At 66.5% G+C, this 24423-nt stretch carries 24 protein-coding genes; 15 read left to right on the top strand and 9 right to left on the bottom strand.

Annotation, left to right across the window (positions count from 1 at the left end):
* The first annotated feature begins 139 nt into the window (after positions 1 to 139).
* From ACETII_RS09680 to ACETII_RS09670, 3 genes are all read left to right on the top strand, one after another.
* On the top strand, positions 140 to 541 hold the full coding sequence (locus ACETII_RS09680) for a PTS sugar transporter subunit IIA (protein WP_363351032.1): 402 nt from the start codon (positions 140 to 142) through the stop codon (positions 539 to 541).
* 7 nt (positions 542 to 548) lie between these two features.
* Entirely contained in the window at positions 549 to 851 is a 303-nt protein-coding gene (locus ACETII_RS09675; protein ID WP_363351030.1) for an HPr family phosphocarrier protein, read from the top strand.
* A 156-nt stretch (positions 852 to 1007) separates the two neighbouring features.
* The gene (locus ACETII_RS09670; protein WP_472788145.1) at positions 1008 to 1226 is read left to right on the top strand and encodes a TMEM175 family protein; all 219 of its coding nucleotides are present in this window, start codon (positions 1008 to 1010) and stop codon (positions 1224 to 1226) included.
* Here ACETII_RS09670 and ACETII_RS09665 read toward each other — a convergent pair.
* Genes ACETII_RS09665 through ACETII_RS09655 form a run of 3 tightly spaced genes read right to left on the bottom strand, consistent with a single transcriptional unit; the run spans position 1201 to position 4995 of the window.
* Positions 1201 to 3432 carry a xanthine dehydrogenase family protein molybdopterin-binding subunit gene (locus ACETII_RS09665; RefSeq protein WP_472787890.1) on the bottom strand — a complete coding sequence of 744 codons (2232 nt, stop codon included), beginning with the start codon at positions 3430 to 3432 and terminating at the stop codon, positions 1201 to 1203. The genes ACETII_RS09670 and ACETII_RS09665 overlap by 26 nt on opposite strands.
* A 7-nt stretch (positions 3433 to 3439) precedes the next feature.
* Positions 3440 to 4456 carry an FAD binding domain-containing protein gene (locus tag ACETII_RS09660; RefSeq protein ID WP_472787889.1) on the bottom strand — a complete coding sequence of 339 codons (1017 nt, stop codon included), beginning with the start codon at positions 4454 to 4456 and terminating at the stop codon, positions 3440 to 3442.
* A complete protein-coding gene (locus ACETII_RS09655; protein ID WP_363351024.1) occupies positions 4453 to 4995 on the bottom strand; it encodes a (2Fe-2S)-binding protein in 543 nt (180 codons plus the stop codon). The genes ACETII_RS09660 and ACETII_RS09655 overlap by 4 nt, the downstream gene beginning before the upstream one ends.
* A gap of 175 nt (positions 4996 to 5170) precedes the next feature.
* On the opposite strand from ACETII_RS09655, the gene ACETII_RS09650 reads away from it, so the two are divergent.
* The 5 genes from ACETII_RS09650 to smbP all read left to right on the top strand — a co-directional run bounded on the left by ACETII_RS09650 (position 5171) and on the right by smbP (position 10473).
* A complete protein-coding gene (locus tag ACETII_RS09650; RefSeq protein ID WP_363351022.1) occupies positions 5171 to 6988 on the top strand; it encodes a glucan ABC transporter ATP-binding protein/ permease in 1818 nt (605 codons plus the stop codon).
* Between the two features lie 108 nt (positions 6989 to 7096).
* Positions 7097 to 8272, top strand: coding sequence for a hypothetical protein (locus ACETII_RS09645; RefSeq protein WP_472787888.1), 1176 nt, complete (start codon positions 7097 to 7099; stop codon positions 8270 to 8272).
* 113 nt (positions 8273 to 8385) lie between these two features.
* A complete protein-coding gene (locus ACETII_RS09640; RefSeq protein WP_472787887.1) occupies positions 8386 to 8652 on the top strand; it encodes a hypothetical protein in 267 nt (88 codons plus the stop codon).
* 180 nt (positions 8653 to 8832) lie between these two features.
* Complete coding sequence (locus tag ACETII_RS09635) at positions 8833 to 10053, top strand: cytochrome-c peroxidase (protein ID WP_472787886.1); 1221 nt, start codon at positions 8833 to 8835, stop codon at positions 10051 to 10053.
* An 84-nt stretch (positions 10054 to 10137) separates the two neighbouring features.
* On the top strand, positions 10138 to 10473 hold the full coding sequence (gene smbP, locus ACETII_RS09630; protein ID WP_363351014.1) for a small metal-binding protein SmbP: 336 nt from the start codon (positions 10138 to 10140) through the stop codon (positions 10471 to 10473).
* 23 nt (positions 10474 to 10496) lie between these two features.
* Here smbP and murI read toward each other — a convergent pair whose 3' ends face one another.
* Positions 10497 to 11297, bottom strand: coding sequence for a glutamate racemase (murI, locus tag ACETII_RS09625; protein ID WP_363351012.1), 801 nt, complete (start codon positions 11295 to 11297; stop codon positions 10497 to 10499).
* 155 nt (positions 11298 to 11452) lie between these two features.
* Here murI and ACETII_RS09620 point away from each other — a divergent pair, with 155 nt between their 5' ends.
* From ACETII_RS09620 to truB, 7 genes are all read left to right on the top strand, one after another.
* Entirely contained in the window at positions 11453 to 12493 is a 1041-nt protein-coding gene (locus tag ACETII_RS09620) for a linear amide C-N hydrolase (RefSeq protein WP_363351010.1), read from the top strand.
* Positions 12494 to 12822: 329 nt separating this feature from the next.
* Positions 12823 to 13590 carry a ribosome maturation factor RimP gene (gene rimP, locus ACETII_RS09615; protein WP_472787885.1) on the top strand — a complete coding sequence of 256 codons (768 nt, stop codon included), beginning with the start codon at positions 12823 to 12825 and terminating at the stop codon, positions 13588 to 13590.
* A gap of 3 nt (positions 13591 to 13593) precedes the next feature.
* Complete coding sequence (gene nusA, locus ACETII_RS09610) at positions 13594 to 15192, top strand: transcription termination factor NusA (protein ID WP_472787884.1); 1599 nt, start codon at positions 13594 to 13596, stop codon at positions 15190 to 15192.
* A gap of 4 nt (positions 15193 to 15196) precedes the next feature.
* On the top strand, positions 15197 to 15943 hold the full coding sequence (locus ACETII_RS09605) for an RNA-binding protein (RefSeq protein ID WP_363351004.1): 747 nt from the start codon (positions 15197 to 15199) through the stop codon (positions 15941 to 15943).
* Entirely contained in the window at positions 15936 to 18539 is a 2604-nt protein-coding gene (gene infB, locus ACETII_RS09600; protein ID WP_363351002.1) for a translation initiation factor IF-2, read from the top strand. Before ACETII_RS09605 ends, infB begins: the two co-directional genes overlap by 8 nt.
* Before the next feature lie 161 nt (positions 18540 to 18700).
* Positions 18701 to 19123 carry a 30S ribosome-binding factor RbfA gene (gene rbfA / locus ACETII_RS09595; protein WP_472787883.1) on the top strand — a complete coding sequence of 141 codons (423 nt, stop codon included), beginning with the start codon at positions 18701 to 18703 and terminating at the stop codon, positions 19121 to 19123.
* A 6-nt stretch (positions 19124 to 19129) separates the two neighbouring features.
* On the top strand, positions 19130 to 20032 hold the full coding sequence (gene truB, locus ACETII_RS09590) for a tRNA pseudouridine(55) synthase TruB (protein WP_472787882.1): 903 nt from the start codon (positions 19130 to 19132) through the stop codon (positions 20030 to 20032).
* Positions 20033 to 20050: 18 nt separating this feature from the next.
* On the opposite strand, the gene ACETII_RS09585 is transcribed toward truB, so the two are convergent.
* From ACETII_RS09585 to ACETII_RS09565, 5 genes are all read right to left on the bottom strand, one after another.
* Positions 20051 to 20779, bottom strand: coding sequence for a 4'-phosphopantetheinyl transferase family protein (locus tag ACETII_RS09585; RefSeq protein ID WP_363350996.1), 729 nt, complete (start codon positions 20777 to 20779; stop codon positions 20051 to 20053).
* A gap of 5 nt (positions 20780 to 20784) precedes the next feature.
* Positions 20785 to 21834, bottom strand: coding sequence for an NAD(P)/FAD-dependent oxidoreductase (locus ACETII_RS09580; protein WP_363350994.1), 1050 nt, complete (start codon positions 21832 to 21834; stop codon positions 20785 to 20787).
* Positions 21835 to 22059: 225 nt separating this feature from the next.
* Entirely contained in the window at positions 22060 to 22449 is a 390-nt protein-coding gene (locus ACETII_RS09575; protein WP_363350992.1) for a 2Fe-2S iron-sulfur cluster-binding protein, read from the bottom strand.
* Between the two features lie 238 nt (positions 22450 to 22687).
* Complete coding sequence (locus tag ACETII_RS09570; protein ID WP_363350990.1) at positions 22688 to 23593, bottom strand: MlaD family protein; 906 nt, start codon at positions 23591 to 23593, stop codon at positions 22688 to 22690.
* Between the two features lie 11 nt (positions 23594 to 23604).
* Positions 23605 to 24414 carry an ABC transporter ATP-binding protein gene (locus ACETII_RS09565; RefSeq protein WP_363350988.1) on the bottom strand — a complete coding sequence of 270 codons (810 nt, stop codon included), beginning with the start codon at positions 24412 to 24414 and terminating at the stop codon, positions 23605 to 23607.
* Positions 24415 to 24423: the final 9 nt, after the last annotated feature.

Here is a 24423-nt window from a genome sequence, read left to right as displayed (position 1 = left end):
TGGCGAGCGCCCGATAAAATAGGCATGGGCGGGTCGGCTCAGCTTGTATATGCTGCCGTCGGGGGCGAAAAGCCGCGGCGGGATGAGCAACAGAACCGCTTCGCGCAGCGCGAGACGTCTTCATGAGTGGTAGGGTCTGATGATCGGAATGGTCTTGGTGACCCATGGCCACCTCGCCACGGAGTTTCGCTCCGCGCTCGAACACGTCGTCGGGCCGCAGAAGCAGCTTGTCTCCATTTCCATCGGACCAGAAGACGACATGGAGCGCCGCCGGGCCGACATTCTCGAAGCGATCCACAAGGCCGACAGCGGCGACGGCGTGGTGCTGCTCACCGACATGTTCGGCGGCACCCCTTCCAATCTGGCCATTTCGGTGATGAACGGCGGCAAGGTCGAAGTTCTCGCCGGGGTGAATCTGCCGATGCTGATCAAGTTGGCGTCGGTGCGGGATACGGCTACGCTCGAGCAGGCGGTGCTCCAGGCTCAGGACGCCGGGCGAAAGTATGTCTATATCGCCAGCCGCGTTCTCAACCCGAAGTGATTTCACGATGACCGAAGCGCAGGAGCGGGGGGCCGACACGGCCGTTTCCCGCGAACTTCCGATTATCAATCGCAAGGGCCTGCACGCCCGCGCCACCGCCAAATTCGTCCAGTGCTGCGAGAAGTTCGACGCCGAGATCACCGTCGCCAAGGACGGCGAGACGGTCGGCGGCAGCTCGATCATGGGCATTCTGACGCTGGGCGCCGGCCAGGGCTCGACGATCACCGTGACCGCCAGCGGCCCCCAGGCCAGAGAAGCGCTCGACGCCCTCGACGCGCTCGTCGCCAATCGCTTCGGCGAAGACGAATAAGTCAAATCCTGCCGGCCGCTTCAATTTGGTCTGCGGTCATCTCTTATCGGCGTGGGACGGCTGCGCCGCTCTCCGCGCAAGCGAGAACCCGATGGGAACGAACAGGCTGGAAGCCGTCAGTGACGGCGTCTCGGCGATCGTCATCACCATCATGCGCTGGAGCTGAAAGTTCCGAACGGAGAAGACGTCAGGGCGCTCGTTGCGCTGTGGCCGGCGTTTTCGAGCTACGCGCTCAGCTTTATCTACATCGGCGTTTACTGGAACAATCATCATCACCTATTGAAAGCCGGCGCATCGAAAAGCAGGTCGAGACGGCCGAGCGCGAGAAGTAGCGCCGCGCGCGAGAGCTTCAAAGCCGCAGTTTATCTAGCGTGATCGGCAAGTCGCGCACGCGCTTTCCCGTCGCGTGGTAGACCGCGTTGGCGATCGCGGCGGCGACGCCGACAACGCCAATCTCGCCGACGCCCTTGATCCCGAGCGGATTGGCGTCATGCGCTTCCTCTACGAAGATGACGTCTATGTCGCGGATATCGGCGTTCACCGGCACGTGATACTCGGCGATGTTGGCGTTCATGATGCGGCCAAATCTGTGATCGATCAGCGTCTCCTCGTGCAACGCCATGCCGATCCCCCAGACTACGCTGCCCGATATCTGGCTCTTCGCGGTCTTCGCGTTCAAGATGCGCCCGGCGGCGATCGCGCTGACGACCCGCGTGACGCGGATGACGCCAAGCTGCTCGTCGACTCTCACCTCCACAAAAATCGCCGAGTGCGTGTTATGCGCGCGCGCCGCGTCATCGCGGGGCTCGGTGGCTTTTTCCTGCTCGACGCGGTCGACGCCGCTGTGGCGCATGATGTCAGCGATCAGGGCCGAATGCGACGGCTCGCCCGTCGTCACGAGCTTGCCGTCGATCAGCGCAACCTCGCTGTCCGCCGCCGTCGCAAATGGCGAGTCCGGCATCCGCTTCGCAAGCCGCAACAGTTCCGCGCGGATGGCGCCCGCCGTCGTCGCAATGCCGTTCGACACCGAGGCGGCGATCCACGAACCGCCCTCGACAGGCGATTGGGGGAGGCTCGAATCCCCGAGCTTCACGCTGACGCTGTCGAGAGGCGACCCAAGCATGTCGGCCGCGACCTGCGCCATGATGGTATAGGTTCCGGTGCCGATGTCGGAGGTTGCGCAGGCGACTTCTGCATGGCCGTTCGCGCCGAGCGCGATGCGCACGGCGATTGGCATCTGCAGCGCCTCCCACATGCCGGTCGCCATGCCCCAGCCGATCAGCTCGCCGTCGTCCCGCATCGAACGCGGTTCCCGATTGCGCTTCTCCCAGCCAAAGGCTTCGGCTCCCTGGCGGTAGCATTCGCGCAGCGCCTTGCTGCTGAACGGTCGATCGTTATTCTGATCGCGATCGGAGTAGCACCGCAAGCGCAGCTCGAGCGGATCGATCTCGAGCGCGACGGCAAGTTCGTCCATGGCGGATTCGAGCGCGAACAACGCCGTCGGCGCGCTGGGCGCGCGCATGTCGCAAGGGGTCGGAAGATCCAGCCGCGCGAGCCGATGCGCGTATTTCGCATTCGGGCATTTGTACAGCAGGCCCGACCAGGCTGTTTCTTGCCGGTAGAAATCCTCGTATGTCGAGGTGATCGTCAGCGCGTCATGGGCGATGGCGGCGAGAGTTCCGTCGGCGTTTGCGCCCAGCTCGACGCTTTGGCGCATGGCGGGGCGGTAGCCCAGCACATACATTTGTTGCCGCGTCAACGCGACCCGGACCGACCGTCGCAGCGCGCGCGCCGCGAGGACCGCCAGCATGACCTGAAACTGCGGGCGCAGGCCCGAGCCGAACGCGCCGCCCACGAAGGGCGAGACGACGCGCAGGTCTTCCGGCCGCATCTCGAACACCTTGCACAAGTATTGCTGGACGTTCTGGACGCCTTGCGTCTTGTCATAGACGGTGAGCCTGCCGTCGCCCTCGTAAACGACTGTCGAGGCGAAAAGCTCCATCGGGTTGTGATGCTCGATCGGGACAAAGTAGTCCCCGGCGTGGCGGGTCGCCGCAGCGGCGAGCGCCTCGTCGGGCCGGCCGCGCTTCTTTGGCGGGGTGAAATGGGCGTCTTGCGACGAGTCCGACGGCGCCTTTAGCGGAATGGCGGCCGCGAGGTCGCGAAACATATCCGTCCGATGCGGCTCGCTTTCATAGTCCACCACGATCAATGAAGCCGCAAAGCGCGCAATCTCGGCCGTTTCGGCGACGACGAGCGCGATCGGCTGGCGATCGAACATGATCCGGTCGTCGAAAAGCGGCCGGAACGGCGCGCCCTCAGGCGACGTGGCGTCTTTATAGGCCTCGTCGTCGTCCGGCAGGCGCGGCCGGTTTTCGTGCGTGAAAACCGCGATGACGCCGGCGACGCGCAAGGCGGCTTCGCAATCGATGCGCAGGATGCGGCCCTTCGCGATCGTCGACGTCGCCACGCCGCCGTAGGCCAGCCCCGGCGCGTCGAATTCCGCCGCATATTTTGCAGCCCCCGTCACTTTCGCGAAGCCGTCGACACGGGATGTGGGGGCGCCGATGTAATGGGTCATGGGGTGCTCAGCTGATTCTCTTGGACGACTGCGATTGCGGCGCGCCGCGTGCGGCCTGGCTCAGCGCGCGCAGGATGCAACGGCGCGCGAGATCGAGCTTGAAGTCGTTGCGCCCGTAGCCTTTGGCGCCGCGCAGCAACACGTCCGCCGCGCGCGCGAAGACGGCCGCGTCGGCGGGTTGGCCCCGCAGGGCCCTTTCGGCTTCCGGATCGCGCCAGGGCTTGTGGGCGACGCCGCCCAGCGCCATACGTCCCTCCACGACGACGCCGCCGTCGAGTTCGAGCCCGACCGCCACCGAGACCAATGCGAAAGCGTAGGAGAGCCGGTCGCGGATTTTCAGATAAGTGTAGTGCGTCGGGAAGCCTTTTGGGGGCAACTCTACGCCGGTGATGATCTCGCCTGGCTCGAGGGTCGAGTCGCGCTCCGGCGCATCGCCCGGCAGGCGGTGGAAATCGGCGAACGGGATCGCCCGGTCTCCAGACAGGCTCGCGACGCGCACAGTCGCCTCCAACAGCGCGAGCGCCACGCACATGTCGGATGGGTGCGTGGCGATGCAGGCGTCGCTGGCGCCGAGAATCGCATGCATGCGATTTTGCCCGCCGATCGCCGAACAGCCGCTTCCCGGCGCGCGCTTGTTGCAGGGCGTCGCCGTGTCGTAGAAATAATGGCAGCGCGTGCGTTGCAGGAGGTTGCCGCCCGTCGACGCCATATTGCGCAATTGTTGCGACGCGCCCGACAGGATGGCGCTGGCGAGGACCGGATAGCGTTGCTCGATGAGCGGATGGCAGGCAAGATCGGTATTGGGGACGAGCGCCCCGATCCGCAGGCCCCCGCCGGGCGTGTTCTCGACCTGCTTCAACGGCAGCCGCGTAATGTCGATGACGGTCGTCGGTCGTTCGACGTCCATCTTCATGAGATCGATGAGATTGGTGCCGCCGGCGACGAATTTCGCGGTTGGATCGGCGGCGATCAACCGGACGGCGTCCGCCACGTCGGTCGAGCGCGCGTAGCGGAAGGGGATCACGATCGCCTCATCACGTCTTCGATCGCCGCGACGATATGGGGATAGGCGCCGCAGCGGCAGATGTTGCCGCTCATCAGTTCGCGAATGTCGTCGGCGGTCTTGGCCCTGCCCTCCGCGAGCAACCCCACGGCCGAGCAGATCTGTCCGGGCGTACAGTAGCCGCATTGAAAGGCGTCATGGTCGATGAAGGCCTGCTGCACGGGATGCAGTGCGCCATTCGTCGCAAGACCCTCGATCGTCGTGACCTCCGCCCCGTCGAGCATCACCGCGAAAGTGAGGCAGGAATTGATGCGCCGCCCGTCGACCAGCACGGTGCAGGCGCCGCACTGGCCCTGATCGCAGCCCTTCTTCGTTCCGGTGAGATCGAGATGCTCGCGCAACAGATCGAGCAACGACGTGCGGGGATCGAGCGTGACCGAGTAGGGCAAGCCATTGACGTTCAGACGCACCGGGACGCCGCCCGTCGCGGCGGGGCGCGCCGCGGCGGGCGGCGGCGCATCGACCTGCTGCAAATCAGAGGACACGCCCTCGACCGGCATTGGCGTTCCTTTCGAAGCTTCATCTATGTGGCGAAAGAACCGGGTTCCGCCTTAAAACGTGGCCGCATCGTAACCATCCGGGCCCGGCGAAGTTCCGCGGCGTCCGCAAAGTTCTTGCGCGGCGCCGCCTACGCCTGTAAGCGCCTTTCGTCGGGCGCAACGGCGGACAAGAGCGATGTCGGTCCTCAAGATCTATGGGCGGGTTCTCGGCCTCTTGCGCCCGCAGGCGCGGCTGTCGCTCATTCTCGTCGCCGCCAATCTCTCTCTCGCCATCGCACAATTCGCCGAGCCGACGCTGTTCGGGCGGATCATCGACCGGATGACCCAAGCCCAGGCGCCGGGACAGACCCTGACCTGGAGCGATCTTCTGCCGCTGCTTCTGGCGTGGGCGGGCTTCGGGCTGTTTTCGATCGGCGGCGCCATTCTCGTCAGCCTCAACGCCGACCGCCTCGCCCATCGACGCCGGCTCGCGGTTCTGTCGGATTATTTCGAGCATGTGCTCAATCTGCCGCTGACCTACCACACCGGCGTCCATTCCGGACGGCTGCTGAGGACGATGCTCGAAGGGTCCTCGGCCATGTTCGGCCTGTGGCTGTCCTTCTTTCGCGAGAACTGCGCCTCCTTCGTCGCGCTCTTCATTCTCTTGCCGGCGACGCTCCTTCTCAATTGGCGATTGGGCGGCTTGCTGATGCTGCTCGTCGCCGTCTTTTATGTCGCGACGAGCTATGTGCTGCGCCGCACCGAGGCCCTGCAGGGCGCGGTCGAGCGCCACAACTCCTCTCTCGCCGAACGCGCCTCCGACGCGCTCGGCAATATCCCCGTCGTTCAGAGCTTCACGCGCATCGAGAGCGAGTCCCATGCGCTCAAGCGCATCATCGATGATCTGCTCGCCGCGCAAATGCCGGTCTTGTCCTGGTGGGCGCTCGTCGCGGTGGCGAGCCGCGCCTCGGCGACGCTGACCATCCTGTCGATCTTCCTGCTCGGGACCTGGCTGCATCTCCATGGCCAGGCGTCGATCGGCGAGATCGTCACCTTCACCAATTTCGCCACCATGCTCATCGGCCGGCTGGAGCAGGTCGTCGGCTTCGTCAATGTGCTGTTTCAGCAGTCGGCGAAGATCGCCGAGTTCTTCGCCGTGCTCGATACGCAGCCTTCCGTCGCCGACCGGCCCGACGCGCGCGACGCCGGCCGCCTCGCGGGAGCGGTCGCCTTCGAGAACGTCACTTATTCGTATGACGGGCGCCGCAAGGCCGTGAAGAACGTGAGCTTCAAGGCCAAGCCCGGCCAGACCATCGCGCTCGTCGGCGCGACGGGGTCGGGCAAGTCGACCACGCTCGGCCTGCTGCATCGCGTCTTCGACCCGGACGAGGGCGCCGTGACGATCGACGGCGTCGACATCCGCGCTTTCACGCTGGTGTCGCTACGTCGCAACATCGGCGTGGTTTTTCAGGAGCCGATGCTTTTCGCCCGCACGATCGAAGAGAATTTGCGCATCGGCGATCCCGACGCGACCGACGCCGACATTGCGCGGGCGCTGGAGCTGGCGCAGGCCTCCGATTTCGTCCTGCGCCAGAGCGACGGCCGCGAGACGCTCGTCGGCGAGCGCGGCCGCTCGCTCTCGGGCGGCGAACGCCAGCGCCTCTCCATCGCCCGCGCTTTGCTCAAGGACCCGCCGATCCTCGTCTTCGACGAAGCGACCTCCGCCCTCGACGCCACGACCGAGCGCCAGATCCAGAAGGCGCTGGAGGCGGCGACCCGGGGCCGCACCACCTTCGTCATCGCCCATCGCCTCGCCACCGTGCGCAACGCCGATCACATTCTGGTCTTCGACCAGGGCGAGATCGTCGAAGCCGGCTCCTTCGACGCCCTCGTCGCCAAAGGCGGCCGCTTCGCGACGCTGGCGGCGGCGCAATTCATGACCGAGCCGACGACGCCGGCGGCGGGTCTCGAAGGGCTGATCGAGCCGACGGCGCCGCAGGCCCGGGCGGGTTGATCCAGCCCAGGCCTTGCCAAGCGCCAGCGATGGCGGGAGACTGCATAAGCTCTGACTGGCCGGCAGGTCTGGACGCCCGCCCGCCTGCGGCGGCGAGGAAACGACGCGATGGCGACTCTCGCGGAAGTCCAACTGCAGCGCCTCAAGGCCGAGCGTCCGCCGACCTTCCCGTCGAATGCGAGCGGCGCCGACCGGGTTCAGGCGCTCGCCGCCGTGCTTCGACCCAATCTGCCCGAGAATTTCCGGGCGCGGATCGACAGCGGATTCGTCGCAATCGGCGAAGTGGGCCGGCCTGACCCCGACGCGGAAACGGCGCGCTTCGAGGACGGCAGCAACGCCATCATCGTCACGAGCGGGATGATGCACTTCGTTTATGCAGTGACGCGCGCGATGAGCGGCGTGGCGACGTTCACCAGCAATGGCGCTCCGACGACGCCCCAGGCCACATCCGTCGAAGAGGCGGTCGCGCTCATTGCGGACGTATTCAAAATGTGGCGGCGCCATTGCCAACCGACGCTGATCGACCTCTGGCGCAAGAAGGGGCCGATCGAACATGCGCGCTTCCCGGTTGCGCCGCAGATACTCGCGATCGCCGAGGATCTGGCCTCCTCGGCCGAACTGTTCATGATCGCGCACGAATTGGCGCACGCCTGTTTCAATCTGGGCCTCACCAAACCGCGTCTCGCCAATGAGGAGACGAGCGCGGACATGCTCGGGCTGGGCTTCTACGCCCAGCCGGCGAGCCAGCTTGTCGGGGTCAGAACCGCCTTTGCCGGCGCCGTGCTGGCGGTGAGGATCATCGCCGCGCTGGAACGCTCTGGCGCACGCTTCTCAGCCGCCTATCCGCCTTGCGACGCGCGCGTCCAAAACATGCTGCAGGAACTCCGCGCCTTCAGCCCCAGCCAGCAATTCTACGACGAAGCGTCGACGATCTTGGTCGCTCATCTCGACATGATGGACGACGTCGACCGTCGGCTGGGGAAGCCGGACCAACCCCGGCTCGACCGGCTCTGGCAGGCGCGGGTCAGGATGATCGCAGTACTGCAGGAGATCGGCTGCGGCCGACAAGCGCCCGGCCGGTTTCCTGAGATGTGGGAGCTGACCCAAAGGGATCTGACGGCCGCGGAACAGACCGAACTCGCCGCGACTCTGGTGCGCTATCTTGAAGAACCCGACCCCGACTGCGTGTTCCTGCCGCAAGACATGCGCGGCGCGATGCTGGGGGGCCTCGGCAAGGGGGTTGCGCTGCTGTCGGAACCGGCGCGGGCGCTCTTCGCGCTCTGATCGCTGTCCGCTGGGCCGGCGCGCAGCGGCGACGGAGCCCTTCTCTGACGCCGCTCTTGCGCGGCGCCCGTTTCCGGGGAAGAGTGAGACATTTTCAGCTGGGAGCGCTCCCCATGGTTTTTCTCGGATATCTCATTGCGTTTCTTGGCGTTGTGCTCATTTTCATCGGCGTCGTCGCCGCCGCGCTAAAGGTCGGCGCGGAGCGAGGCGCGGGGATGGTCAAGGCCGAGGATACGCTCGCCAAGGTTCTGGGCGCCCTGCCCAAGGTGATCGAGGCGCTCGCCAAGGCGCCGAAATGGCTGGCGATGATCCTCGTGGGTCTCTTCATGGTGTGGTTTGGCTCTGCGCTCGCCTCGGGCGGCTGGCCTTTCGGCCGATAGGCTGAAAACGCCTCTGCGCAGCATTTGCCGGGCGCTGAACCTCTCGCGCTTACTGCGACAATGGGCAGCGCCTTCCCTGGAAGGAATGTAAGAAAGTCAAATTGACCTTGAGGCTTGCCGCTCCGTAAATTCGGGCTCAACCGCCGCAAGCGGCGTTTAAGGTTGAGAAATGAGCGGCTTATGCCCCAGACTGCACGCCCGGCGCGTCTCGTTTTATCGCTTGTCCTGACCCTGCTCGCCTCCAACGCCCTCGCGCTGGAAGCGCCGCAGACGGCGTCCGACGAGGGGGGGCTCACGCCGCTGGAGCGGCTGGGCAAGCGCATTTTCGAGGATAAGTCGCTGTCGCGCCCGGCCGGGGTCGCCTGCGCCTCCTGTCACGACGCCGCGACCGCCTTTCAGGGCGCCAACGGGTCGCCCGTCCCCGCCGTGGCGCGCGGCTCGAAGCCCGAGTCGCTCGGCAAGCGCAATACGCCTTCGATCATGTACGCCTCCTTCGCGCCGCCCTTCGGCTTCATCGACGAAAAGAACGAAGAGACGGGCAAGGTCGAGAAGATTCCCGCGGGCGGACAGTTCCTCGACGGAAGGGCGAGCGACCTGCTCGCGCAATTCGAAGGCCCGCTGCTCGACCCCCTCGAAATGAACGCGCCTTCCAAGCGCTTCGCCGTGGAGACGATCCGCGACGGCGTCTATGCGCCGCTCGCCCGCGAGGTCTATGGCGACAAGCTCTTCGATGAGCCCGACGCCGCCTTCGAAAAGCTCGCCCAGGCCGTCGTCGCCTATGAATCGAGCCCGCGCTTCCATCCTTTCGCGTCGAAATTCGACGATTTTCTGCGCGGCAAGGCGGAATTGACGCCGCTCGAAAAGAAGGGCTTCGCGCTCTTCAAGGACCCCAAGAAAGGCAATTGCCTCGCCTGCCACGCCGGCGCGGAAGAGTCGCGCGCGCCGCAGGACTGGCTCTTCACCGACTTCACTTACGACGCGCTCGGCGGTCCGAAGAATGCGGCGATCGCCGCGACGGCGACGACGCCCGATCTCGGGCTGTGCAAGCGCCCCGGCCTCGACAAGTTCGCGCCCGCGGGCTTCGACGTCGCAAGCGTCTGCGGCGCTTTCAAAGTGCCGACCCTGCGCAATATCGCCGTCACCGGCCCCTATCTGCACAATGGCGTCTTCACGAAGCTGCGCGACGTCGTCGCCTTCTACGCGACGCGCGACACCGATCCGAAGCGCTGGTACGGCAAGGCCGAGAAATTCGACGATCTGCCGGCGGATTATCGCGGGAACGTCAATACTGACGAAGCGCCCTATGACCGCAAGCTCGGCGAGAAGCCGCGCCTCTCCGAAAAGGACATAGACGCATTGGTCGCTTTCCTGGAAACGCTGACGGACAAGCCGAAACCTTGAGTCTCGGCGGGATTGCCCGCCCTCGACCGCTGACTATCTCCCTTCTGCGAGGAGGCCGCTCGCTCGTCCGTTTGGGAGAATGACATGAATCGCAGGACTTTGATGGCGCTCATGGGCGCTGCGCTCCTTGCGCGCCCGGGCCTTTCAGTCGCTCAGGAAAACCACGTCGCCGAGGCGATCTCCCACGCGCGCGAGGCCGTCGGCCAGGGCCTCGACGGCAAGGCGGATGGGTTGACGGACCACGCCAAACAGGCGCTCGAACACGCCGAGGCGGCGCAGAAGGAAAAATCCAACCGCCATGTCCGCGCCGGGATCGTGCATTTGAAACAGGCGATCAAGCAAGGCGAGAAGAACCGGGCGACGGCCGCCACCCGACATGCGAAAGCCGCGCTCGCGCATCTGGAGCAGGCCCCGCGCTGAGCGGCCACAGGGCCGCGCGTCGATCACCCTGCGACGAGCCCGAAGCGGGCGAGCGTCGCGCGCAGCTGCGCGTCCGGCGTCTTGCCGCTGGTGAAAACCGCGCGCGCCTGACCCGTTCCCGCGAAAGGCTCGTCGAAACCGCGCTCGCGCAGCACCTGGTCCGCGCGCCGGGCGATGGCGGGGGCCGGATCGATCCAGTCCACCGGCCAGGGCGCGAGCCGCCGAAAATCGTCGACGAGCAGCGGATAGTGGGTGCAGGCGAGAACGACCGCGTCGGTCCGCCGTCCATCCGATTGGACGAAGCAGGGCGCAATCTCCGCGGCGATGTCTTCGTCACAGACTCCCTGCCCCTGCATCTGGCTTTCGGCGATGCGCGCCAGCGTCCCCGAGCCGACGAGCGTCACGCGGCAATGCGCGGCGAATTGCGCGATGAGATTTTGCGTATAATCGCGCGCCACCGTGCCGGGCGTGCCGAGCACCGAAATGAGATGCGACCGCGAGCGCTCCGCCGCGGGTTTGATCGCCGGCACCGTGCCGACGAAGGGGAGTTGCGGCCAGTGGTCGCGCAGATCGGGAAGCACCAGCGTCGAGGCGGTGTTGCAGGCGATGACGACAAGATCGGGCGCATGGCCGGCGATGAGCGTCTCCATTACCGCCCTGACCCGCTGCACGAGATCCCCCTCCTTCCAGGAGCCATAGGGAAATCCCGCGTCGTCGGCGCAATAGACGTAATCGGCCCCCGGCCGCAGCTTGATGATCTCGGAAAAAACCGTGAGGCCCCCGAGGCCGGAGTCGAAAACGAGAATTTTGGGCGGTCGGGTCATCTGGCGTTGTGCGAAAAGGCGCGGGAATCGCGCAGGGAGGATAGGACGCGTTTTCGCGGGCAAGATCAAACGCGCGTGAAACGACTTAGGCGTGGCCATCCTCTGTGGCGGGTTGTAACAATGAACGCGCCAACCTTTCATGAATGAGGATTGTCATGAAGAAAAGCATTTTCAGCCTGCTTTTGGGAACGTCATTGGCTCTTTCCGACGTCGCGGCGCAGGCCTGCACGCGCATCGTGTACGACACCGGCGATGGGTCCTATATCGTCGGACGCACCATGGACTGGATGGTGGATCCCGCCACCGATCTCTGGGCCTTTCCGCGCGGCATGAGCCGGGACGGCTCCGCGGGGCCGGGCTCGATCAAATGGTCCGCCAAGCACGGTTCGGTGATCAGCTCCTTCTACAATCTCGCCACGGTCGATGGAATCAACGACGCCGGGCTCGTCGCCAATGTGCTCTATCTCGTCGAAGCCGATTACGGCGACGCCGCGGCCTCCAGGAAGCCGAAGCTCTCCATCGGCGCCTGGGCGCAATATGCGCTCGACAATTTCGCGACGGTCGCCGACGCGGTGACGGCGCTGAAGAAGGAGCCTTTCGTTCTCGTCGCGCCGGACCTGCCGGGGGGAAAAAAGGCCGCCGGCCATCTTTCGCTCGCCGACGCCGCCGGCGACAGCGCCATTTTCGAATATCTCGGCGGCAAGCTCGTCATTCATCACGGGCCGCAATATCGGGTCATGACCAATTCGCCGTCCTACGATCATCAGCTCGCGATCACCGCCTATTGGAATACGGTCGGCGGGCTGGAATTCCTCCCCGGCACGGCGCGCGCCTCGGACCGTTTTGCGCGCGTCAGCTGGAATCTTTACGCCGCGCCGAAGGAAAAGGACCCGCGGCTCGCAACCGCCACCGTCTTCTCGCTGATCCGCGCCGTCTCCGTCCCGCTCGGCATCAGCGACCCCAAAGAGCCCAACATCGCCTCGACGATCTGGCGCACGGTCTCGGACTCCAGGGCCAAGCGCTATTATTTCGAATCGTCGTACAGCCCCTCGATCTTCTGGGTCGATCTCGACAAGCTGAAGCTCGACGCCGGCGCGAAGCCCATGAAGCTCGATCTCAAGGGGCATCCCATCCTCGCCGACGAGGTGTCGGATAAATTCGCGCCCGCCGAGCCCTTCAAGTTCATCGGGCAGTGACAGGCTAAAGGGGAAAGGGTCGCGGCCGCGAGTCTGAGGCGCAGGTCGGGGATGAGGCATAAGCGTCTAATTAAAGGAATGAAAAGCCCCTCTTGCCGAGGAGCCGCCGAAGGCGGCGTTTCGAAGCGCGAGGGGCGATGGCGCGTTCTTCTGGGGCCTGCGCCGCGACCCTACGTCGCCGCTTTTCCTTGCCCTCCCCCGCCCCTCTGGTGTATAAGGCGTCAAATTCCATCTCATAACGATCATCCAGGGTGGTCGCCGTTGAGAGTGGGGCCCCGCCGGGGACCCGCTCTTTTTTGTTTGGCTCACCCGAACCGCAGGACCGAAGCTTGACCGAAAACGCCGCCCCCATCGACGCCGCCCTGGACGAGCCCCGCCTCGTCGGCGAGACGGGCGTCGCCGCGCGCGTGGCGCATCTGGCCGAGCCGGTGCTCGCGCAGCTGGGCTTCCGCCTGGTGCGCGTCAGGCTCATGCAGCAGAACGGCCAGACCCTGCAGATCATGGCCGAGCGTCCGGACGGGACCATGACCATCGACGATTGCGAGGCGGCGAGCCAGGCGCTGTCGCCGGAACTCGACGTCGCCGACGTCATTACAAACGAATATCGGCTGGAGGTTTCCTCTCCCGGCGTCGACCGCCCGCTCGTCCGCGTCTCGGATTTCGCCCGCGCCATCGGCCATGAGGCGCGCATCGAGCTCACGCATCCGCTCGAATCCGGGCGCAAGCGCTTCCGCGGCCTCATTCGGGGCGTCGAGGGCGAAGGCCGCGGCGCCAAGCTGTCGCTCGAGCGCACCGATGCGCGCTCGGATGAAGAGAAGCTCGTCGTGCTGCCGCTCGCCGACCTCGACGAAGGCAAGCTGATGCTCACCGAGGCGCTCATCCGCGAGTCGCTGCGCGCCGGCAAGCTTCAGCAGGCCGCCGAGGACGAGGAGGTCCCGGGCGAAGACGAAGCAGAACGCCCGCGCCGGGGGCCGGGCCGTTTCCGCGGTCCGCAGAAAGGCAAAGCCAAGCCGCTGGTCCCCGCCGGCGTGCAGACGCACTTCAAGAAAGGTCCGGGGCCCGCGAAGCCCCGCGCCCCCCGCTCTCAGGGAGACTGAGCCATGGCCGTCAGCGCCAACAGACTCGAGATTTTGCAGATTGCCGACGCCGTCGCGCGCGAAAAGTCGATCGACCGCAACATTGTGATCGCCTCCATGGAGGACGCGCTGCAGAAGGCGGCGCGCTCGCGCTACGGCCAGGAAACGGAGGTGCGCGCCGAGATCAATCCGCGCACCGGCGAAGTCCGCTTCTCGCGCCTGCTGCTCGTCGTCGACAAGGTCGAAAACGACGCGACGCAGATTTCGATCGAGGACGCGCGCAAGCGCAATCCGGCGGCGCTGTCCGGCGACTGGATTTCCGAAACCCTGCCGCCCTTCGACTTCGGCCGCATCGCCGCGCAATCGGCGAAGCAGATCATCGTGCAGAAGGTGCGCGAGGCGGAGCGCGACCGCCAGTATGAAGAATACAAGGACCGGATCGGCGAGATCGTCAACGGCGTGGTCAAGCGCGTCGAATACGGCAATGTGATCATCGATCTCGGCCGCGGCGAGGGCGTCATCCGCCGCGACGAGATGATCCCGCGCGAAATGTTCCGCCCCGGCGATCGCGTGCGCGCCTATGTCTACGACGTGCGCCGCGAGCAGCGCGGCCCCCAGATCTTCCTGTCGCGCACCCATCCGCAGTTCATGGCGAAACTGTTCAGGCAGGAAGTGCCGGAAATCTACGACGGCGTGATCGAGGTGAAGTCGGTCGCCCGCGATCCGGGCTCGCGCGCCAAGATCGCCGTCATCTCGCGCGATTCCTCAATCGACCCCGTCGGCGCCTGCGTCGGCATGCGCGGGTCGCGCGTGCAGGCGGTCGTGCAGGAACTGCAGGGCGAACGCATCGACATCATCCCCTGGTCCGCGGACGCCGCGACCTTCATCGTCAACGCGCTGCAGCCCGCTGAAGTGGTGAAGGTGGTTTTGGACGAAGACTCCTCCCGCATCGAAGTGGTGGTGCCGGACGATCAGCTGTCGCTCGCCATCGGCCGGCGCGGCCAGAACGTGCGTCTGGCCTCGCAGCTTACCGGCTGGGACATCGACATTCTGACGGAGGCCGAGGAATCCGAGCGCCGTCAGCGCGAATTCGAGGAGCGCACCCGCGTCTTCATGAGCGCGATCGACGTCGACGAGGTCGTGGGCCGCCTGCTGGCCTCGGAAGGCTTCCGCTCCGTCGAGGAGCTCGCCTATGTCGAGCTACCGGAACTCGCCTCGATCGAAGGCTTCGACGAGGAGACCGCCGGCGAGATTCAGGCCCGCGCCCGCAATTATCTCGAGCGGCTCGAGGCGGAGAACGAAGCGCGCCGCGTGGCGCTCGGCGTTTCCGACGAATTGCGCGAGATCGAAGGCCTCACCAGCGCCATGATGGTCAAGCTGGGCGAGAACGACGTGAAGACCATCGAGGATTTCGCCGGCTGCGTGCCCGACGATCTCGTCGGATGGACCGAAAAGAAGGATGGCGAGACCACCAAGCACGCGGGCTTTTTCGACGGGATCGACCTGTCGCGCGAAGAGGCCGAGGCGATGATCATGGCCGCGCGCGTGCGCGCCGGCTGGATCGAGGCGCCGGCGGCCGAGGAATCCGAAGCGGCCGAAGCGACCGCGGCGGAGGGCGAATAGGACGGTGACGGCCGTGGCGGCGAATGAGCGCGAGAGCGAGCGGACCTGCATCGTCACGCGGCGGCGCGAGCCGCCGGAGGGGCTGATCCGCTTCGTGCGCGGCCCCGACGGCGTCGTCGCGCCGGATATTCGCGCTCGTCTGCCCGGCCGCGGCGTCTGGGTCGGCGCCCGGGCGGCGCTCGTCGCCGAGGCGGCAAAAAAGCGCATGTTCGCGCGCGGACTGAAGGAGCAGGTGGAGACGCCGCCCGAACTCGTCCAGGACGTGGACCGGCTGCTCGAGGCCGATTGTCTGCAGATGCTCGCCCTGGCCAATAAGGCGGGCGTGGTGACCGCGGGTTTCAACAAGGTCGAGGATTTATTGGCGAAAGGCGGGGCCGCGATTCTGGTTGAAGCGGCCGACGGCGGCGCCGACGGCAAGCGCAAGCTGCGTCAGGGCGCGCGCCGGGCGAGCGCGGGAAAACAGGAAAACGATGGCGTTTTGCCCATCGTCGGCTTATTTACCTCGAGCCAATTGGATTTGGCTTTAGGGCGCACAAATGTGATACATGCTGCGCTCGCCCCCGGCGGGCCGAGCGCGGGTTTTCTGGCGCGCTGCCGCCGACTGGCGGCTTACCGGGGCGTGGCGCTCGACGGCGCGCCCCTTGTGGCGCAGGCGATGCGGGATGGGCAGCCGGACGCCGAGGGGCGTGCGGACGAGGCGATGAATTCAAGCGGGTCGGAAGCGGCCGAGGATCGGAAGCTGGATGAGTGAGAGCGAGAATAGCGACAAAACCCTGACCGTCGCGCCGTCGAAGACGCTGCATCTGAAGCAGCGGCCGGCCGGCGAGCAGGGCACGGTGCGCCAGAGCTTCTCCCATGGCCGCCAGAAGGTGGTCGTGGTCGAGAAGGTCAAGCGCCGCGCGCCTGGCCATGAAGCGCCCAAGGCTGCGACTGCGCCCGCCCAGCCGGCGTCGCCCGCCGTCGCGCCGCCTTCGCCCGCTCCGAGGCCTGAACGTCCCGCGCCAGCGCCGCGCAGCGGCTCCGGCGTCGTGTTGCGCGCGCTGACCGACGAAGAGCGCGAGGCCCGCGCCCGCGCGCTGGTCGACGCCCGCTCCCGCGAGGAGGAAGAGCGCCGCCACGCCGAGGCCGAGGCAAGGGTTCGCGCCGAACGCGAGGAGCGCGAGCGCGCCGAACGCGTCGCCGCCGAAGCGCGCAAGCGCGAGGAAGAGGATCGCCTCGCACGCGAAGCCGAATCGAAACGCAAGGCCGAGGAAGAAGCGCGCCGCCGCCTGCCGCAGGAGCCAAGCGTTCCGAGCCCGGCCGCCGCCGCCAGGCCCGCGGCCGCGCCCCCCAGAGCCGCCGGGCCAGCTGGCCGCGCGCCGCAGGCCGAGGGGCCGGCCAAACGGCCGCCCGTGCGCACCATCGGCGCGCCGCCCGCGCCGCCGCGCCCCACGCCCCCGCGCGCCGGCGAGATGAAGAATCGCGGCCGTCTCACCGTCACCACCGCGACGAGCGACGAGGGTGAGGAGCGCACGCGTTCCGTCGCCTCCTTCAAGCGCCGCCAGCAGCGCCTTTTCCGCGGCCAGGTGGAGCAGAAGGAAAAGATTTCGCGCGAGGTCGTGCTGCCCGAGACGATCACGATCCAGGAACTCGCCAACCGCATGTCGGAGCGCGCCGTCGACGTCATCCGCCTGCTGATGAAGCAGGGCGAGATGCACAAGATCAACGACGTCATCGACGCCGACACGGCGCAGCTCGTCGCCGAGGAGATGGGCCACACGGTCAAGCGCGTCGCCGAGTCGGATGTCGAGGAGGGCCTCTTCGACACGCCGGACGTCGAGGGCGATCTCGAGCCGCGTCCGCCGGTCGTCACCATTATGGGCCACGTCGACCACGGCAAGACCTCGCTGCTCGACGCGATCCGCCAGGCCAATGTCGTGGCCGGCGAAGCGGGCGGCATCACCCAGCACATCGGCGCCTATCAGGTGACCTCGCCCGGCGGACAGCCGATCACCTTCATCGACACGCCCGGCCACGCGGCCTTCACCGCCATGCGCGCCCGCGGCGCCAAGGTGACGGACATCGTCGTTCTGGTCGTCGCGGCCGACGACGGCGTCATGCCGCAGACGATCGAGGCGATCAATCACGCCCGCGCCGCGGGCGTGCCGCTGATCGTTGCGATCAACAAGATCGACAAGCCGGACGCCAAGCCCGAGCGCGTGCGCACGGAGCTGCTGCAATACGAGGTGCAGGTCGAAAGCATGGGCGGCGAGACGCTCGAAGTCGACGTCTCCGCCAAGCAGAAGACCAATCTCGACAAGCTGCTCGACGCCATCTCGCTGCAGGCCGAAGTGCTCGACCTCAAGGCCAACGCCGACCGCGCCGCCGAGGGCACGGTGATCGAGGCGCGCCTCGACAAGGGCCGCGGCCCGGTCGCCACCATGCTGGTCCAGCGCGGCACGCTGCATGTCGGCGACATCATCGTCGCGGGCACGCAATGGGGCCGCGTCCGCGCGCTCCTGGACGACAAGGGCGCGACGCGGCAGGAGGCGGGACCGAGCTTCCCCGTCGAGATTCTCGGCTTCAACGGCACGCCCGAGGCGGGCGACCGCGTCGCGGTCGTCGAGTCCGAGGCGCGCGCCCGCGAGATCACCGAATATCGCGAGCGCCTGAAGCGCGACAAGCTCGCCGCCCGCGGCGGTTCGGCGCGTGGCACGCTCTCGGACATGATGAGCCAGCTCAAGACCGCGGGCCGCAAGGAGTTCCCGCTCGTCATCAAGGGCGACGTTCAGGGCTCGGTCGAGGCGATCGCCGCGGCGCTGGAGAAGCTCGGCACGGACGAAGTCGGCGCCCGCGTGGTGCACGCCGGCGTCGGCGGCATCTCGGAATCCGATATTGCGCTGGCCGAAGCCTCGCATGCGGCGGTCATCGGCTTCAACGTGCGCGCCCATAAGGAAGCGCGCGAGGCGGCCGAACGCGCCGGCATCGAGATTCGCTATTACAACATCATCTACAATCTCGTGGATGACGTGAAGGCGGCCATGTCGGGCCTGCTCGCGCCGACGTTGCGCGAGACCATGCTCGGCAATGCGCAGATCCTCGAGGTCTTCGACATTTCCAAGGTCGGCAAGGTCGCAGGCTGCCGCGTCACCGACGGCACGGTCGAGCGCGGCGCGAATGTCCGCCTCATCCGCGACAATGTCGTGGTGCACGAGGGCAAGCTCTCGACGCTCAAGCGCTTCAAGGACGAGGTCAAGGAGGTCGTCGCCGGCCAGGAATGCGGCATGGCCTTCGAGAACTACCAGGACATGCGCGCGGGCGACGTCATCGAGTGCTACCGCGTCGAGGAAATCAAGCGGACGCTTTGACCCCCGCTTCCTTGCGTCTTGGCCGGGCTCGTCCCGGCCAGCGACGCCGGGCGGCGGGAAGCTGCGAGCGCCGATGCGGCGCCTCTCGAGTTTAAACCATCGAAACGGGAACGCCCGCGTCGAGCGCGGGCGCGACGTGTTGCCAACAGCGTAGTTGCCTTATGTCTCGATCCCATCATTCAGCCGGCTCCGCGCCGTCGCAGCGCATGTTGCGGGTCGGCGAACTCGTGCGCCACGCCGTCGCGCAGCTGCTGTCGCGCGGCGACGTCAGCGATCCGGTGCTGGACAAGCATGTCGTCACCGTCTCGCGGGTGAAGATGAGCCCCGACCTCAAACTCGCGACCATCTATGTGATGCCGCTCGGCGGCAAAGACGAGCCGGATGTGTTGGCGGCGCTCGACCGCCACAAGAAATTTCTGCGCGGCGAGATCGCGCATGAAGTCAATCTCAAATTCGCGCCGGAAATCCGTTTCCGCATCGACGACAGTTTCGACACGGTCTCGCGCATCGACGCGATCCTCGCTTCCGAACGCGTGAAGCGCGACCTCGAAGCCGAGGATGACGACGCGCCGGACAACGCCTGAGAGACAATGAGTCAGAAAAAATCCAATCGCGCCGTCGTCGACGGCTGGGTGGTGCTCGACAAGCCTGTCGGGATGACCTCGACCCAGGCCGTCTCTCGCCTCAAGCGCATCTACAACGCCCAGAAGGCCGGCCACGCCGGCACGCTCGATCCGCTCGCGTCTGGCATTCTGCCGGTGGCCTTCGGCGAAGCGACCAAGACCGTGCCCTTCGTTCAGGACGGCGAAAAGGCCTATCGCTTCACCGTGCGCTGGGGCGCCGAAACCAATACGGACGATTCCGACGGCGAGATCGCGCGCGTGAGCGAGAAGCGGCCGGAGCGCGCCGACATCGAGCGGCTGCTGCCGCAGTTCATCGGCGACATCCTGCAGACGCCGCCGCAGTTCTCGGCGATCAAGATCGCCGGCGAACGCGCCTATGACCTCGCCCGCGGCGGCGCGCAGGTGGAGTTGAAGGCGCGTGCGGTGACCATCCATGCGCTGACGATCGAGTCGTTTTCTGCCGAGGAGACGGTCTTCGTCATGGAATGCGGCAAGGGCGCTTATGTGCGCGCCATCGCCCGCGATCTCGGCCGACTGCTGACGTGCTACGGCCACGTCACCGCGTTGAGGCGCACGCGGGTCGGGCCCTTTCTGGAAGAGGACTCCTTCACGCTGGACGAAATCGAGACGCAGGGCATGGCCGCCGACGCGCTGCTTTCGGTCGAGGCGGGCCTGTCGGAACTGCCTTGCGTCGTCGTCGATCGCGACACGGCCGCACGCCTGCGGCGCGGCGGCTCGGTGATCCTGCGCGGCCGCGACGCGCCGCACGGGGGGGTGGTCTACGCCGCCTGCGGCGGCGCGCCTGTCGCCTTCGGCGAAGTCGTCGAGGGCGCGCTCGTTCCCTCGCGCGTCTTCAACCTGCCGTTCTGAACCGAGCGGCCCGGACCTTCATCCCAACCCTGTCGCCGCGCCCGGGGAGAGAGCGACGGGCTCGCCGAGCAGCGTCGCGATGTTCGTCTCGGAGAGGCTCGGACGCCAGTCGGCGCAGCGGCCCGCGAGCGCGAAATGATGCGCGCCGCGCCGCCAATGCGCGAGGCGCCAATCGTCCCCGGCGGCGACGTCGCGCATCGTCACGCCCGGCGGATCGAGCGAAATGACGAAACTGTTGAGCGGGCGGGAAAGCCCCTCGCCGGTCGCCTTCACAACCGCTTCCTTGAGCGTCCAGATCGCAAAAAAGGCGTCGCGCCGGGCCTCGCCCTCGAGCGCGCGCAGCAAGGCGGCTTCTTCCGGGGCGAAGAATCGCTCCGCAAGCTTCATGCTTTCGGCGCGCCGATGGGCGGGCTCGACGTCGACGCCGATCTCGACCCCCTCGGCCAGCGCCACGGCGACCATGCCGCGCGTATGGGTCATGCTGAAACGCAGATCCTGCGGCGGATCGACGAGGAAAGGCTTGCCGCGCTCGGCCGCCGCAAAGCGCCAGTCCTGCGGCGCCCCGCCCGCGCGTCGGGACAGTTCCGCGCGCAGCAGCGCATGGGCGCCGATATAGGCCTGACGGTCTTCCTCGAAGGCGAAGCGCCCCGCCCGCGCGCGCTCCTCTTCGTTCAGCAAGGCGGCGAGCCGCGGCCAGTGCTCCGGGGCGGCGCCCCGCAAATCGAGCGATTGGACCGCAACGTCCACGGGCGTCAGGACACTCCGAGCTTCTTCTGCAGATTGGTCGACGAGGTCGTGTATTGGAACAGCAGCTTCTTCTCGGGATAGATGTAGCGGTGCGCCTTCTGCGCCGCCAGCGCGCCCTCGTGGAAGCCCGAGAGAATGAGCTTGAGCTTGCCCGGATAATAATTGATGTCGCCCACGGCGAAGATGCCGGGGTGGCTCGTCTCGAATTTCTCGGTGTCGACCGGGATGAGATTCTCGTTGAGCTGGAGGCCCCATTCGGCGACGGGGCCGAGTTTCATGGTGAGGCCGAAGAAGGGCATCATGCGGTGGCAGGAGAGCTTTTCCTCGACGCCGTCATTGCCCTTCAGCGTCACGCTGGAGAGCTGGCCGTCGGCGCCCTCGACCGTGGTGATCTGGCCGAGCCGGAAGGAAATCTTGCCTTCTTTCACGAGGTCCTGCATCGCCGAGACGGAATGCGGCGCGGCGCGGAAGGCGTCGCGGCGGTGGACGAGGGTCAGGCTCTTGGCGACCGGCTGCAGATTGAGGGTCCAGTCGAGCGCCGAATCGCCGCCGCCGACGATGACGACGTCCCTGTCCCGGAAATCCTCCATGCGGCGGACGGCGTAGAAGACGGACTTGCCCTCATATTGCTCGATCGTCGGGATCGGCGGCTTCTTGGGCTGGAACGAGCCGCCGCCGGCCGCGATCACCACCACCTTGGCGAGGAAGACCTTGCCGGCGTCGGTCGTGAGACGGAAGGACGGCTTCTCGGGCGTGCCGAGCGAGGTGAGCGTCTCGACCATTTCGTTGAAATGGAAGGTCGGATTGAAGGGCTCGATCTGCTTGAGCAGATTGTCCGTCAGCTCCTGGCCGGAGACGATCGGCAGGCCGGGAATGTCGTAGATCGGCTTCTCGGGGTAAAGCTCGGAGCATTGGCCGCCCGCGCGCGGCAGAATGTCGATGACATGACATTTGATGTCCAGCAGACCCAGTTCGAACACCGCGAAAAGTCCGGCAGGCCCGGCCCCGACGATGACGACATCGGTTTCGATCGCGGGAGGGTTCAGCTGGTTCATGTCCTAAATCCTCAATGTCTCACGGGCGGCGCGAGCCGCGCAGCCCTGCAACGCGGGACGCCTGGACGATCAAAAGGGCCGGACCGAGAAAGCGGGGAGGATCGTCGGATGCGGCCAGCCGGCCGGCGGACGCATGATCCGCCGCCTCGTGACGTTCGTCTATAGCATTCGTCGGGCGATGCAACACCAAAGCGCTGCGGCGTGGCGCCGCCCTCGCGCTCGCCTTTAGCCCTGCTGGGCGGGCGTCACGACGACGAGGCCGTCGAGTTCGGGCCGCACGGTGATCTGGCAGCACAGGCGGGAGTTGGGCTTCACGTCGAAGGCGAAGTCGAGCATGTCCTCTTCCATCTGCGAGGGCTTGCCGGCCTTCTCGGTCCACTTTTCATCGACATAGACATGGCAGGTGGCGCAGGCGCAGGCGCCGCCGCATTCCGCGGCGATTTCCGGGATGTCGTTGCGGCGGGCGGTCTCCATGACCGTCGAGCCGACCTCGCCCTCGACGGTGCGGGCCTGGCCGGTGGAATCGACGAAGGTGATCTTGACCTTGGTCGGCGCGCCGCCGCCGGGTTCGGCGCCATATCGGGTGGCGGTGTCGTCGAAGCTCATCTTCACCATGACGCGCGTCTCTTCCCTCAATTCCCGGCGGCGCTTGCGCAGCTCTTTTAACCGCAGCGCCGTCGCCCGTTCCGTCGGGCTCGGCCGAATGTTCGTGTACTTGCCGCGCTCGATTAGCACCCGACCGTGTGCCGCGCTAGCCCCCTTGAGCAAACGCCTCGGGGGCGCAAATTTCAGGGCTGGCCCAGCGTCGCCGAGACCAGCGCGCGGCCGCCGTTCCTGCGTGAAACGCGCCGTTTCAACGGCCGCCCGACGGCGTCGCCGGCTGCGACGGGCCCCAGATGAATTGAGACGGGTCGCGCTCGATGGATTTGATCGCCTGATCGAGCGTATCGACCGCCTTTCTGGCGTCGACCGCGAGCTGCTCATATTGGCGCAGGCCGCTTGCGGAGAAATGCTTGAGATTGGCCGAGGCCCCGGCGATGTTGCCGGTGATGGTCTTGAGCTGCTTGGGATCGATCGCCTTGATCGTCTGTTCCCCGGCGGCGAGAAACTTGTCGAGCCGCGCCGCGACCGGCTTCAACGCATGGGCCGTCTCCGACGCGTCCTTGATGAAGGACGAAATCTGCGCCGAGTTGTCGGCGAGCGTCTTGGTGAAAGCCTCGGCGTTTTTGAGCGTGCCGCGGATCGAGTCCTTGTTGTCGTCGAGCAGCCTGTCGAGCTTGACCAAAACCTCCGCCGCCTTGGTCGAGAGCTCGTTGACGTTGCCGAGGAGGTTCTGGATCTCCGAGCGCTCCGCCTGGATCTGCGGATAGCGCTGACCTTTTTGCGCGACGAGCGCCGCCGCTTTCTCCGTGCCGCCGACAAGCAGCACGTCGGCGACCCCCGTGAAGCCGCGCGTCTCGAGCCTCGCGCGCGTGTCTGTTTTCACCGGCGTGAGTTCGTTGATCTTGACGAGAACGTCGACCTTGCTCGGGTCCGTCGCCGAAATGGCGAGATGCGTCACCTCGCCGACCTTGACGCCGTTGAACAAGACCGAGGAGCCGCGCGAGAGGCCCGACACCGACCCGGTGAAGACAATCTGATAGATGTCCTGCTTGCCGCTCTGGCCCGACCCCGAGAACCAGTAGACGAAGCCGAAGGCGGCGAAGATCACGGCCAGCGTGAAGGCGCCGATCAGGGCGTAATTGGCGCGGGTTTCCATCCGTCTTCCTCTTAGTCCAGAAGCGAGCCGGCGAGCCTGCCGCCGCGAACCCCGTGGAAATAGGCCCTCAGCCAGGGGTGATCCGACTTCAGTAAAGTCCCGAGGGCGCCTTCTGCAATGACCCTGCCGTCGGCGAGCGCCGCTACGCGGTCGCAGATCGAATACAGGCTGTCGAGGTCATGCGTCACCATGAACACGGTCAGGCCGAGCGTCTCCTGCAGCGTGGCGATCAGATCGTCGAACTCCGCCGCCCCGATCGGGTCGAGGCCCGACGTCGGCTCGTCCAGGAAGACCAATTCGGGATCGAGCGCGAGCGCCCGCGCCAGCGCCGCGCGCTTGACCATGCCGCCCGACAATTCCGACGGAAATTTGTCCGCGGCGTCGGGCTTGAGGCCGACGAGCGCGATCTTGAGCATGGCGAGCTCGTCCATCAACCCCTGCGAGATGTCGCGCGTCTCCCGCATGGGCACCTGAATGTTCTGTTTGACCGTGAGGCCGGAGAACAGCGCGCCGTTCTGGAACAAGACGCCCCAGCGCTGCTCGAGCGCCCGCCGCTCGGGCGCGGAGAGCGCGTCGCGGTCCTTGCCGAAAATGCGGATCTCGCCCGCCCGCTTCGGGACGAGTCCCAGAATGGCGCGGGTGAGCACCGATTTGCCCTGGCCGGAGCCGCCGACGAAGCCCAGCACCTCGCCGCGGCGGACGTCGAGATCGAGGCCGTTCATGACGAGCTTGTCCCCGAAGCCGACGACGAGCCCGCGCACGCTGATGATCGGCGCGCCGCGCGCCGCCGCGTCTATCGCTTTGTCCTCGACGGCCGTCATCGTCCCTTC

The sequence above is a fragment of the Methylocystis sp. NC52PC genome (assembly GCF_055698645.1).
This window is presented reverse-complemented; position numbering and strand designations above follow the sequence as displayed.